8 protein-coding genes and 1 pseudogene are annotated in these 12,818 nt (G+C 61.9%); 4 read left to right on the top strand and 5 right to left on the bottom strand.

What is annotated here, in order from left to right; all coding sequences use genetic code 11:
• Positions 1-515 precede the first annotated feature (515 nt).
• Positions 516-3,191, bottom strand: a complete 2,676-nt coding sequence (locus JW799_RS18195; protein ID WP_205431030.1) for an alpha-L-rhamnosidase — start codon at positions 3,189-3,191, stop codon at positions 516-518.
• 130 nt (positions 3,192-3,321) lie between these two features.
• On the opposite strand from JW799_RS18195, the gene JW799_RS18190 reads away from it, so the two are divergent.
• Positions 3,322-4,179 carry an AraC family transcriptional regulator gene (locus JW799_RS18190; RefSeq protein ID WP_205431028.1) on the top strand — a complete coding sequence of 286 codons (858 nt, stop codon included), beginning with the start codon at positions 3,322-3,324 and terminating at the stop codon, positions 4,177-4,179.
• A 19-nt stretch (positions 4,180-4,198) separates the two neighbouring features.
• On the opposite strand, the gene JW799_RS18185 is transcribed toward JW799_RS18190, so the two are convergent.
• Positions 4,199-5,083, bottom strand: coding sequence for an ROK family protein (locus JW799_RS18185; protein ID WP_080840713.1), 885 nt, complete (start codon positions 5,081-5,083; stop codon positions 4,199-4,201).
• 96 nt (positions 5,084-5,179) lie between these two features.
• Positions 5,180-7,144, bottom strand: coding sequence for an alpha-amylase family protein (locus tag JW799_RS18180; protein WP_205431026.1), 1,965 nt, complete (start codon positions 7,142-7,144; stop codon positions 5,180-5,182).
• 373 nt (positions 7,145-7,517) lie between these two features.
• On the opposite strand from JW799_RS18180, the pseudogene JW799_RS30245 reads away from it, so the two are divergent.
• The 3 genes and pseudogenes from JW799_RS30245 to JW799_RS18170 all read left to right on the top strand — a co-directional run.
• Positions 7,518-8,036, top strand: a pseudogene (locus JW799_RS30245) (AraC family ligand binding domain-containing protein); the annotation flags it as partial.
• 3 nt (positions 8,037-8,039) lie between these two features.
• Positions 8,040-8,426, top strand: a complete 387-nt coding sequence (locus JW799_RS30240; protein WP_420830691.1) for a helix-turn-helix transcriptional regulator — start codon at positions 8,040-8,042, stop codon at positions 8,424-8,426.
• 244 nt (positions 8,427-8,670) lie between these two features.
• Positions 8,671-10,374, top strand: a complete 1,704-nt coding sequence (locus JW799_RS18170) for an alpha/beta hydrolase family protein (protein WP_205431021.1) — start codon at positions 8,671-8,673, stop codon at positions 10,372-10,374.
• Between the two features lie 104 nt (positions 10,375-10,478).
• Here JW799_RS18170 and JW799_RS18165 read toward each other — a convergent pair whose 3' ends face one another.
• Positions 10,479-11,453 carry an aldo/keto reductase gene (locus tag JW799_RS18165; protein ID WP_205431019.1) on the bottom strand — a complete coding sequence of 325 codons (975 nt, stop codon included), beginning with the start codon at positions 11,451-11,453 and terminating at the stop codon, positions 10,479-10,481.
• 220 nt (positions 11,454-11,673) lie between these two features.
• Entirely contained in the window at positions 11,674-12,669 is a 996-nt protein-coding gene (locus tag JW799_RS18160; protein ID WP_080841076.1) for a Gfo/Idh/MocA family protein, read from the bottom strand.
• Between the last annotated feature and the right edge of the window lie 149 nt (positions 12,670-12,818).

Genomic DNA, 12,818 nt, shown 5'->3' with positions numbered 1-12,818 from the left:
ACCGAACCAGATGAGTGATATTTACCCAACTGAGCCCGACCACATGCGTTCGACCAATCCAGATGAGCAATATTTACCCAACTGAGCCCGACCACATGCGTTCGACCGAACCAGATGAGTATTATTTACCCAACTGAGCCCGACCACATGCGTTCGACCGAACCAGATGAGTATTATTTACCCAACTGAGCCCTACTAAATGCGTTTGACCGATCCGGAAGAGTAATATTTACCCCACTGAGCCCGGCCTCATGCGATTGACAGAACCAGTAGAGTAAAATCTACCCAACTTAGCCCGGCCTCACACGTTTGACCGATCCAGATGAATAATATTTACTCAACTGGATGCGCGGAGGGCCGAGCCGACATCCTGCGTATAGGGAGATGTCGCTGGAGAAACGTTAGCGCCATTCAAGCGGCGCGCCCGCGCCCGCCATCTTGCGCGGCGGCTAGCGCAGGCGCTTTCGCCCCGCGAAAAGCGCCCGCGCAAATTTCGCGCGGGCGCAAGCCTGTCGTCAGGCAAGCGGATACTCGAAGCGATAGACGCCCGAGCCGACCGCGAGCCGCACGCCGTCCGCCGTATCCGCGGCGGACGCGATGCCTTCCGCCCCGCCGCGAACGGGGCGGCCGCTTTCGCGAAGCGCGTCCAGCGCCGCGCCGCGAAGCAGCACTTCCGCCGTCGTATTCGGCGGAAGCGCAACCTCGACGGCGCGCGAGATTCCGTCCGCGCGCCACGAAACCTCGATTCGCCCATAGGCCGAATCGTAAGCCGCCCGCGCGCTCGTCAGCCACTCGCCGCCGAAGCGCGGTTCGATCCGCGCCCGCTTGTACGCCGGCGCGCGGCCGTCCGCGTCGAGCCCCGCCACGACGCGGTACAGCCAATCCCCGATCGCCCCGTAGGCGTAGTGATTGTACGAGTTCATATCGTCGCTCCAGAACGAGCCGTCCGGCTTGATCCCGTCCCAGTGCTCCCAGATCGTCGTCGCGCCTTGATTGACGGAGTACAGCCACGACGGATAGCCTTCCTGGACGAGCAGCTTGAGCGCCGTTTCATGATAACCGTTCGCCGACAGGACGTGGCACAAGTACGGAGTGCCGACAAAACCGGTCGTCAGGTGGAACTCGTTGTCCTCGATCAATTTGTTCAGCTCGCGCGCCGTCCGCGCGCGGGCTTCGCCTTCCGCCAGGTCGAACATGAGCGCCAGCACGTGCGCCGTTTGCGTCGGCGCGGCGATGCGGCCGGAAGGCGTGACGAACTCCTCGCGGAACGCCGAAACGACGCGGCCGTAAAGCTCGCCGTACTTCCGGGCGTCCTCTTCCCGGCCCAGCACCTCCGCCGCATCGCGCACGAGCTTCGCGGAATACGCGTAAAACGCGGTCGCGATCAGATCGCGCGGCGTCGCGCCGACGTAGCTGTTCTCCTTCGCGTCCAGCCCCAGCCAGTCGCCGAAGTGGAAGCCCGTGTTCCACAAATATTCGCTCTCTCCTTGGGCGCGAATATAATCGACCCACGCCTTCATGCTGTCGAACTGCTCGGCGAGCAGCGCTTTGTCGCCGTAAGTCGCGTACATCGCCCAGGGAACGACGACCGCCGCGTCGCCCCACGCCGCCGAAGAGTGGTCTCCGTCGAGCACGTCGGGAATGACGAACGGCACGCCGCCGTCTTCTTTTTGATCCGCGGCAAGATCGCGCAGCCATTTCTGAAAAAACGGTCCGACATCGTAGTTGAACGCCGCCGTCCAGACGAACACCTGCGCGTCCCCGGTCCAGCCGAGCCGTTCGTCCCGCTGCGGGCAGTCGGTCGGCACGTCGAGGAAATTCCCCCGCTGCCCCCAGACGATGTTTCGCTGCAGCTGGTTGACAAGCTCGTGAGAGCATTCGAATTCCCCGGACCGAGGCATATCCGAATGGATGACCTCGCCGACGAACCGGTCGAGCGGAAGCCCGTTCTCGATGCCCGGATACCCCTCGACCTTCACGTAGCGGAAGCCCTGAAACGTAAAATGCGGAGCGTACGTTTCGGTTCCTTCGCCTTTGGCGATATACTCGACCGTCTGCTTGGCCGAACGGAGATTGCCGACGTAGAAGTTGCCCTCCTTGTCCAGCACCTCCGCATGCTGCAGCCGAACGGCCGTTCCGGCCGGGGCCTCGACCGACAGCCGAATGCGGCCGACCATGTTCTGGCCCATGTCGAGCACCGCTTCGCCGGAAGGCGTGCGGATGAACGCAACCGGCCGGATCGTCTCCGTGACCCGCGTCGGCCAGTTTTCCTGCGGCACGAGCACGGACATCGGCAAATCGATCGAAGCGGCCGCGGCCCATTCCGAGGCGTCAAAGTCTCCGCGCGACCACTGCCCGAGCTCGAGGCGCGCGTCGTAGATCTCGCCGTGATAAATTTCCGAATACCGGATCGGTCCGAGCGCTGCCGACCACGTCGGATCGCTGACGACGATCTCTTCCGTCCCGTCCGCGTACGTCACGTGAAGCTGCACGAGCGCGGCGCGGCGGTCCCCGTACAGGCAGCTTTTGTCCGACCAGGTCAAATCGCCTTTATACCAGCCGTTCGCAAGCAGGACGCCGAGTCCGTTCGAACCGGCCCGCAGCCGGTCCGTCACGTCGTACGTCTGATATTGCAAGCGGTTTCGGTAACTCGTCCATCCGGGCGCGAGAATGTCGTCTCCGACTTTTTCCCCGTTCAAATACAAATCGTAGACGCCGACGCCGGTCGCATAAACCCGGGCCGAGCGCACGTCGCCTTTAAGCTCGAAGCTTTTGCGAAGCGCGAAAACGGGCTCGGCAAGCGGATCGATCGCCGCCGGATCCGGCGTGATCCACCGCGCCTGCCATTCGTCCTCGCTCAGCAGCCCCGTTTCCCACCAGGCGATTTCGCTCCAGTCCGATTCGCCGCCGAAATTGTCCCAAGCTTTGACGCGGTAAAAATAACGCGTGCGGGAAACCGGCGCGGGTCCTTCGTACGTTACCCGGATCGAAGCGTCCGATTCCGTCTTTCCCGTATCCCACAGCGGGCGGTCGAACCCGTCTTCCGCGTCCGCCACCTGGATCCGGCAAGCGGTTTGCAGCGTGCCGCGGCGCGCCGCCTCCAGTTTCCAGCCGAATTGCGGCGGCTTTCCGTCCGTTCCGAGCGGATTCGGGCGGCCGCCGACCGTTAACGCTTTCACAAGCAAACTCATCGGAAATGTTCACTCCTCGCTTGTTCGATTCCCCTTCATCATAAAGCGGAAATGCCGTATAATAATATGGCGATCCGGACTTTTATCCGGGGTGAATCAGACTTCTTTTTCAACGGAGGCCGTTCCCTTTATGAGCGTCATGCGACCGATCGATCTATTGCGCGGAACCTGGTTTTACCGCGAGGAGCTGCCTATCTACGTCAACCGCGCGATCGAAACGTTCTCGATGTCCGAACACCGGCACGATTTCGTCGAAATCAGCTATGTCAGCGAAGGGGCCGGAACGCATCACTTCAGCGACACCTCGTTTTCCGTCGTCCAGGGGGACATCGTGCTCATTCCGGTCGGCCAATCCCACGTGTTCCGTCCGGCTTCCGCTTCCGGCCGGAAACCGCTGATCGTCTACAATTGCGTGTTCGCCGAGACGGCCGCCGTCCGGCTGCTCGGCTCCTTCCCGGGCAGCGAGCCGATCGCGCGCCTGTTCGAGCATCGGGAAATCCGCCGCTACCGCGACCGGTACGGGGAATTCGGCCGCTTGTTTCAGCGGCTTCATTACGAATTCGCCTCCGACCGTTTCGGGCGCGAATCCGCGCTTTACATCGGCTTGCTCGAGCTGCTGCTGTTTTTGTGCCGCGAAGACAACGAAGTCTCCGGCAGCGGCGCGCAGGGCGCGAACGGAGGAATGGAAGCCGCGCTGCACGCGCTGCATACGCAATTCGCCGAGCCGCTTTCGGTCGCGAAGCTCGCCCGGCTCGCCGGCGTCGGCGAACGGCAGTTTCACCGCGTCTTCCGCAAGCAAACCGGCATGAGCCCGGTCGAGTACGCCCAGACCGTCCGGATCAACGAAGCATGCCGCCTGTTGAAAACGTCCCGACGCAAAATAGCCGACATCGCGTCCGCGGTCGGCTACCAGGATACTCCTTTTTTTAACGGGTTGTTCAAAAAAATAACGGGGGTTTCCCCCCGCGAATACCGGCGGCGCGACTAGGCGCCGCCGGCATGTCCGATCAGGCTTCCGACGCTTGCAGCGCCCGCAAGCCGAGGGCGAGCGAGCCGCTGAGGCCGGCGTTGTCGCCGAGGCCCGGAGGCACGATGTAGTCGTCGATGCCTTCGAGCACCTCTTTCGCGCTTACATATCCGTTCAAATATTCCTTCACCTGCTTGCGAATGAGCGGGAACAATTGCTGCTGATGCATGACGCCGCCGCCGAGAATGATTTTTTTCGGGGAGAGCAGCAAAATCGAACCGGACACCGCTTGCGCGATATAATAGGCTTCGATCTCCCAGGCCGGATGGTCGGGCGCCAGCTCGTGGCCTTTCACGCCCCATCTCTTTTCCAAAGCGGGACCTGCGGCCATTCCTTCCAGGCAATCTTTGTGATACGGGCACCACCCCTCGAACTTGTCTTCCGGATGGCGCCTCAGCGGAATGTGGCCGCCTTCCGGGTGCGTAAGCCCGTGCACGAGCTTGCCCTCGACGTACACGCCCACGCCAACGCCCGTGCCGATCGTATAATAAACGCAGCTGTTCAGCCCCTTCGCCGCGCCCCAGACCGCTTCGCCGTAAGCGGCGGCGTTCACGTCCGTATCCCAGCCGAACGGAACGTCGAATTCCCGCTTCAGAACGGGAAGGAACGGATAGTCCGACCACCCCGGCTTGGGCGTCGTCGTGACATAGCCGTAACGGGAGCTCGACGGATCGAGATCGATCGGACCGAACGTGCCGATTCCGATCGCTTCGACGTTTTTATCGCGGAAATAAGAAATCACATTGCCAAGCGTCTTCTCCGGATGCTCAGTCGGAAACTGCACCCGTTCTTCGATAACGCCGTTTTCGTTGCCGATGCCGCAGACGAATTTCGTGCCGCCCGCCTCGATCGCGCCTATTCTCATTTGCCAGAACCTCCTGTGCTACGTAACCTTACCGTTCTAAGGTATAACGATTCCGCCCGCTTGTCAAAACAACCTTTGGGAATGTCAAGGAATCGCCTAAACTTCGAGCACGACCATCTGGTGGCAGGTTACTTCGGGCACGGTATACCGAACGCTTCTCTCGCCCGTCCGCTCGAACGGGAGCTCCTCCATTTGCGGGGCGAGATAGATTCTCTTAACCGGCTCGGGCAGCGCAAGCGTCGCGGTTACGTCCCGCAAAGGCACGATATCCTCGATGACCTCGATGCCGCTGCCCCGCTTCACCGGCGACGCATACAGCAAATGGTGAACGTAGCGCCCGCTGCCCGGCTGCCGCTGGACGGTCGTGACGCCCTGGGCGGGAAGACCCGTATCGACGGTTTTCGAAGGAAGCAGCAGGTTCAGCGCGTGAAGAACGAGCTCCTTCAAAAACAGGCTGCCCTTGACGGCATAATCCTCGAATACGTTCCAGGCGATATAGATGCCGGCGTCGCTTGCCGCCATGCCCGGGCCCCCGTATTCGCCCGAATTCGGCGTATGCTGGTGCGAGCAAAACGCAAACGCGTCACGGTTGAAGTACGGATTTTCGCGAGCCGCGAGCTCCTTCCCGCCCGAGAGCTCGACGCTCAGTCCCGGCGCATAGCAGACGAACGCGGCTTCCCCCAGGCTCGGCAACGGAAACGACGGACGGCAGTAGTCCGGCCGGTACGGATTTTCTCCGACGAGGCGGACGCCCAGGTCGAGAGCGAAGGCGTCGCCCTGCTCGTTCAATCCCGAGCATCCCGTCGCGAGCACCCGTCCACCCTGCTCGATGTAGGCGTTCAGCTTGCGCCCGAGCTCTTCCCCTATCCGCACCTTGTCCGGCAGCACGACGACGCGGTACGGGGTCAAATCCGTCTCCAGATCGGCTACGTCGAACAAAATATGGCCCTCAAGCAGCATCCGCACCGCCCCGGTATCCGACAAGCCGGTCCGCTCTTCTCCTTGTTCCGACTGAAGCGCTTCCAATGTGAGGACGGCCACATCGGCCACATTGACGGCATCCCTGCACCAGGCTTCCTTCGCTTCGACCTCGCGGTAAGCGGCGCCGATCAGCCGGTACGTCGCTTCGTCCATTCGTCCGTCCGGCGGAAGCTGGTCGCCGATCGAGCACCCCGCCCCGTTCGCGAGACTGAGCGCGGCTTCGTACCGCAGCGCGTTCGGATGCTTGTAGCCGCCGAATTCTCCCCAGGACGTATGGAATTTGCCCGTCATTCCGAGAAACGGCATTCCCAGCTGCTGAACGTACCGCGCGGACAACGGAAAATGATCGTACCCCCAGCCGCCGGTCGGCAGCGATTCCAGCTCCAGATGGGTGTTCGCCCTCGCCAAATCCCGGCGTCCGCGCCGGACGTGCCCGCTGTTATGGAAAATCGGCAGCCCCGGCTTGATCCCGTGCACGACTTCGCGCACGCGCCGGACGTAGCGGGCGTAGGTCTCCTCGCCGAGCTCCAGCACGTCTTCCGCCCGGCGCGGGTCTTTGCCCCGCCTGCGCAGCTCGGAGATGCACGCCGCGCAGCAGCATTGGCGGACGCCGACGATATCGAGAAAGATGCCGTCCGCGTCGTACTCGCGCGTCACCTCTTCGATCTGCGCAAGCAGAATATCGAGATAAGGCGTGTTGAAGCAAAACTCGTGATAGCCCGGCTTCAGAAAGCTGTCCACCCACCGCGTGCGGTCGTCCTGCGAACGAATGAGCCATTCGGGATGCCGCAGCGCCAGCTTTTCGTCGAGTCCCGCGGACAGGTAGACGGGCGTTTTGACGCCGATCTCGTGCGCCGCTTCGATCATGCTTCCAAGCAGGTCGAAATCGAGATGCGGATGCATTTCGTTCGCCTTGCTCGGATGATAGGCCCAGCCGTGATGGCATTTGGAAAACACGGTGATCGAGTCGACGTGCCCGATTCGCAGCGCCTCTTGGAACTGGCGCTTGTCGAACCGCGTCCCGATGCCTGGGATCGCTTCCGACGTGTGGAAATCGAGATGCACCTGCCTGAACCTCATCGTCAACACCTCTGTTCGGATCGTAAAATCCTTGGATTTGAAATTTGTCTACCTTCAATCTACAGGTTGATGATCCCGCCGAACAGGGAAGGATTCGACCGGTTATAGCACAATATCGACCAAATCCTTTATACTAGGGAAAACGCCTGCCGACCTGACGGAAAGCGCCTTCTTTGGCAGCGGCGAAAAAGCTTTCTCTATTACTCTCGACCGCGAGGAATGCTGCAATTATGCAGGATTTCCCGGTCGCCGCGGAGGGAGCGCGGGATCAAAGATGCGAAAATGCAGGTTTTTCTGAAGCTGCCTGCTGAAGCGCGCTAGCCAAGCATCGCCTCGCCCGCGCAGGCTGAAACGCGCTAGCAAAACTGCGCTGATGAACGAAACGCATTCGAACGGAGGAAGTCCGCCGATGGATTGTCTGAAGCTTACGATACCGCCGCTGCCCCAGCTGCTTACGGTCGGGCACGGCGTCTGGCAGCCGGGCCAGGTTCATTTTCGCCGGACGTTTAACGCTTGCGACATGCTCCTGGTCGTCCGCGGCACGCTGTTCATGACCGAAGAAGATGCCGCTTACGAAATCGGACCGGGCCACTGGCTTGCGCTCGAACCGGGAAAACCGCACTGGGGGCACAAGAGCTGCGAGGAGGAAACGGAGCTCTACTGGATTCATTTCGTTTTTCCGAATGCGCCCGAGCGCGTCTCCGCCTCCCATATCTCCTGGACGGCTTTGCTCGAACAGGGCACCGACCGGGACGAATCGCCGCGCGAGCAGCCGCTCGTCATCCCGAAATGGGCACGCCTCGATCCGCGGCCGCTGCTTCCCGTGCTCGACGAAATGGTCGCCATTCAACGCGATCTGCGGACGGGCAACGCGGTTCAGCTGCAGGCGCTGTCCATGCGCCTGCTCGTGCTGCTTCAGCACGCCGTTTCCGGCTCCGTTAAAGCGTCCAAATCGCGACGCGTTTGCGACGAGGCCGCAGCCATTCTCGAAGCCGATCCCCACGCGCCGTTTCGCGCCAAAACGCTCGAAGATCGGATGCACTTCGCCTACGATTACATCGCCCGCTGCATGAAACGCCACATCGGCTTGACGCCGCATCAGTACGCGCTCCGGCTCAAGCTCGAGGAAGCCCGGCGGCGGCTTGTCCTGACCGATCTGCCCGGGGAGCGGATTGCCGAGGAGGTCGGCTTTCCGGATTACAATTATTTTATTCGCGTGTTCCGGAAGCAGACGGGGATGACGCCGGGCGGCTATCGGCGCTGGAAGCAGGGAACGACGTAATCGAGCCCCGTTTCCCGGCCGTGCACCCGGATGTTGCACCGTACATTGGACCTGCGTTTGCACCTGTACGTTGCACCCGTACGTCAGATTCGACCTCTGCGTTTGCACCTGTACGTTGCACCCATACGTCTTCGCGCCGTCTTGAAAGCGCATTCGACCGCATTGACTTCGGCCCAAATATCGGTTACTCTATATTTAGAAATTTATCTAAATATACAAACGTTTAAGGGAGAGGATAGCCGAAATGAACAAATCGTCCACCGTCCGCTACGCCATCGCCGTTGCCGCTCTCGCGCTTGCGCTGAACTTGCCTGCGGCCGTATCGGCGGCCGAAGGCTCCGGGATTCCGACCGCGTCCGCGCAGGCCGCCGCCGCGGATGCGGCCGGCGGAAGCGGGCTCGTTCCGCTTCGGGTCGCCGCCGAAACGCTGGGCGCATCCGTCAAATGGCAAGGAGCGGGCAAAATCGCCGTCGCCCGCGGTCCGATCGAGATCCAGCTGCAAGTCGGGCAAACGTCCGCGGTCGTAAACGGAGAGACGCGGGATGCCGGCTCCGCCGTTCGGACGATCGACGGCAAAACGTACGTATCGCTCGATTTTTTAGCTCAAGCGCTGGACAGCCGCATCGGCTGGGACGAAGCGGCCGGGAAGCTCGTCATCGCCGAGGACGATTTCGTCGCCCGGGCGAACGAATTCGTTTACCGGCTCGCCCGCGGCGACGCCGCTTCCGCGGCCGGTTCCTTCAGCTCGGCGCTTCAGTCCGCGCTGCCTGCTCCGGCTTTATCGGCGATATGGCCGAATCTGGCGCAAGCGTACGGCTTGACGGACAAACAATTGTCCTCGTCGCACGAGTCCAATGCCGTACATACGAGCGTCGGCCTCGCCTACGAGTCCGCGGTCGGACCGTTCGACGTGACGGTTCGCTTCGATGCGGACGGCCGGCTCGACGACTTCAACTTTGCGCCGGCATCCGCCGCCGAGCCGTATAAAGCCCCGGCATACGACGATCCGGCGGGCTACGAGGAGCGGGACGTCGTCGTCGGCGAAGGCGCGTTCGCCCTGCCCGGCACGCTCACGATGCCGAAGGGCGAAGGCCCGTTCCCGGCCGTCGTGCTCGTTCACGGCTCGGGGCCGCACGACCGGGACTCCACGATAGGCGGCGCCAAGCCGTTCCGGGATTTGGCCGTCGGACTGGCGGGCGAGGGCATCGCGGTGCTCCGCTACGAAAAAGTGACGTTGGAGCATACGGTCAAATCGTCCGCCGCGGCCGACTTTACGATCGAAGACGAGACGGTGAACGACGCGCTGAAGGCCGTCGGCCTGCTGGCGCAAACGGACGGCATCGATCCGCGGCGCATCTACGTCGTCGGTCACAGCCAGGGAGGATTCGCCGTTCCGAAGCTGATCGAGTCGGACGCCGAAGGATCCGTCGCCGGGGCCGTGCTCCTCTCGAGCCCGAGCGGCACGTTCGGGGACGTTCTGGTCGAGCAGCAGCAGGAAGCGCTCGACAGGCTGAAGCGGCTCGGCTTTCCGCAGGAGACGCTGGCGGCCCAGGAGCAGGCGCTGGCGGCGTATGCGAATATCGTAAGTGTGCTTAACGATCCGCAATTTTCGACCGATAATCTTCCTTCGCCCGAGCAGTTCGCGCTGCAGCCCGCCTACTGGTGGTACGACATTCGCGATTACGTGCCGTCGGAAACGGCCAAAACGCAAACCAGGCCGCTGCTCATTCTTCAGGGAGAAAACGATTGGCAAGTTTCGATGAAGCAATTCGAGGGTTGGAAAGAAGCGTTAAAAGGCCGGACCGATGTCGAGTACAAATCGTATCCGAACATGAATCACCTGCTGACGGAATACGAAGGAATTTCCGTCGGCGCGGAATATAATCGGGCCGCCAACGTCCCGGCCGAGTTCATCGCAGACATCGCCGCCTGGGTGAAAAAGCGTTAACCCGGCAGCCGGAACGTTTAATAAAAACAATGCGAATCGGGCCGTCCCCGGGATATGCACCCTGGGGGCGGCACCTTGCCGTTCAAGCGGGGAATCGGCGTACCTTACGCCTCCCCTTTATCCAGCCAGGCCAGCTGCTCCGGCGTCAGCTTCGTCTCGGCCGCTTCGAGGCTGTCGAGCAGCTGCCCGGGCGTATTCGGCCCGACGATCGGGATCGTCGGAAACGGCTGGCTAAGCAGGTAGCCGAGCACGATCCGGTTCAGCGGCAGCGACAGCTCGGCGGCGAGCCGGCTGGCCCGTATCCAGCGGGCGACATTGTCCGCGCTGCGGTACTGGGCCGCGATCCGTTCGTCGTCTTCGGCGTGCGTTCCTTCCTCCCACTTGGTGAAAACGCCTTGCGCCTGAGACGAATAGGGGATCGCCGCAAGCCCGGTTTCCCGGTGCAGCTCGTACATCGCCTCGTCCATCGGGACGAGCGAAGGGTCGGCCAGCCGGCTTTTGTCGGCGGCGGCCAGGCTCCACATCATCTGATTGGCGCAGAAACCCCGAAGTCCGCGCGCCTCCGCGTAAGCCTGCGCCTCCCGCATCCGCTCCACCGTCCAGTTCGAGCATCCGAAGCAGCGGATTTTTCCTTCCCGCACGAACCCGTTCATCATCTCGACGATTTCTCCCGCCCCGCGCGCCGTGTCGTCGCGATGCAGCCAATACAAATCGATTTCCGTCACCTGCAGGCGCCGCAGGCTCCCTTCGACATCTTCGCGGACTTCCGCTTCGGACATCCGGCCGACCGACATCGTCTCCGTGCGCGGATGCGCCCCCTTTGTCGTCACGACGAGCCGGTTCCGGTTGCCTCTCGCCTTCATCCACTCGCCGATCGTTTTCTCGCTGGCGCTTGGCTCCGTATCCGGCAGCCAGTTGGCGTACACCTCCGCCGTATCCACCATGTTTCCGCCGCGATCCGCATAAAGGTCCATCAGGCGAAAAGCGTCGCCGCGCGAAATTTTGCTGCCGAACAGCGCCGAGCCCAGTCCGATTTGCGAGATGCGAAGCTCCGTGCCGCGAATTTGCAGTTTATTCACCGGGCTTGTCCCCTTCCGTGTTCCTCGTTTTCCCGATCTCGACCCTTCCTCCGTCCGGTCGGACGGCCGCCAAACTTTACGATGCCATAGTTGCCGCAAAACGGCAAGCCGATCCGCCGCCCCGTCGGAAACGATCGAATCGCCGCGGAAACGGCGGCGCAAGCGAAAAAGCCTCCGAAAACGTTCGAATGAACGCATCGGAGGCTTCGGGCGAACCGCCTTACGATTTCGCGTCGGCCGGATAGACGAGGCCCATCTGCCTGCGCGCCTCGTCCATCGTTTCCATGACCGCCAAGGAGTCGGACGGCGAGTAAAACGCGGACCGCCGCTCTCCCGCTTTTACCGCTTCGATGAACGCCCGGGCTTCGTACGTCATCGTGCTGGCGGATTGCGGAACGCTCGCATCGAGAATCCGGCCGTCGCGGTAACGAATTTCCACCCGGGACGGCTGGCTGATCTGGTCGATGACGATCGTCCCGTCTTCCCCTTGAATCTCGCTCGGCAGCGAGGAGCTCGATATTTTCGAATATTGAATGACGCCCTCCATGTCCGGATAACGAAGGAGCATGCTCCCTTCCCCGTCGACGCCGGAGGAAAGCATGACTCCGTTCGCCTTCGCTTCCAGGGGCCGTCCGAACAGCGCGATGGCCGGGTACAAGCAATAAATGCCCAGGTCCATCAGAGCGCCGTTCGAAAGCGCGGGATTGAACGCGTTCAGCACCGTTCCCGCCCGGAAAGCGTCGTAGCGCGAAGAGTATTGACAGAAGCTCGCGAAATACCGCCGAACGTTGCCGATTTTGCCCAGACTGTCGCGAATGACCGCGAAATTCGGCAAGAAAACCGGCTTGATCGCCTCCATCAGAACGACCCCGTGCCGCTCCGACGCTTCGATCATCGCCCTCGCTTCCGCCGCGTTCGAAGCCAGCGGCTTCTCGCACAGCACGTGAACGCCGTGACGCATGCAGGCAATCGCGTGCTCCGCGTGCAGAAAATTCGGGCTTGCGATGTAAACCGCATCGATTTCCCCGCCGGCCGCCATCCCCCCGATATCGTCGTACGCGCCCGCGGCCCCGTGCTTGTCCGCGAATTCCCGGGCCCGTTCCGTCGTTCGCGAGTACACGGCGGTCAATTCGAAATCGGGCGTTTCTTTCGCCGCTTGAATGAAAGCTTCCGTAATCCAGTTTGTTCCGATAACGCCAAAGCGAACTTTTTCCATGCCGATGCTCCTTTGCAACCCTTGCTGCCGCCCGGACGCCGGCCGTCCGGTCATCCCCCGGACGCAGTGCCGGGCCCGCGCTACTCGAAGCATAAAACAAACGGGTTGCGAACGTCAAATGCGGCCCCCGGTCGTCCCGCTGGCGCCGA

This window comes from Cohnella algarum (genome assembly GCF_016937515.1).
Classification (GTDB): domain Bacteria; phylum Bacillota; class Bacilli; order Paenibacillales; family Paenibacillaceae; genus Cohnella; species Cohnella algarum.
The sequence above is the reverse complement of the archived record's forward strand: the minus strand, read 5'-3'. Positions and strand labels throughout refer to the sequence as shown.

Coding starts and splice junctions, on each gene's coding strand:
- JW799_RS18195 (WP_205431030.1), bottom strand. CDS start 3,191: ATGAGTTTGCTTGTGAAAGCGTTAACGGTCGGCGGCCGCCCGAATCCG.
- JW799_RS18190 (WP_205431028.1), top strand. CDS start 3,322: ATGAGCGTCATGCGACCGATCGATCTATTGCGCGGAACCTGGTTTTAC.
- JW799_RS18185 (WP_080840713.1), bottom strand. CDS start 5,083: ATGAGAATAGGCGCGATCGAGGCGGGCGGCACGAAATTCGTCTGCGGC.
- JW799_RS18180 (WP_205431026.1), bottom strand. CDS start 7,144: ATGAGGTTCAGGCAGGTGCATCTCGATTTCCACACGTCGGAAGCGATC.
- JW799_RS30240 (WP_420830691.1), top strand. CDS start 8,040: ATGCGCCTGCTCGTGCTGCTTCAGCACGCCGTTTCCGGCTCCGTTAAA.
- JW799_RS18170 (WP_205431021.1), top strand. CDS start 8,671: ATGAACAAATCGTCCACCGTCCGCTACGCCATCGCCGTTGCCGCTCTC.
- JW799_RS18160 (WP_080841076.1), bottom strand. CDS start 12,669: ATGGAAAAAGTTCGCTTTGGCGTTATCGGAACAAACTGGATTACGGAA.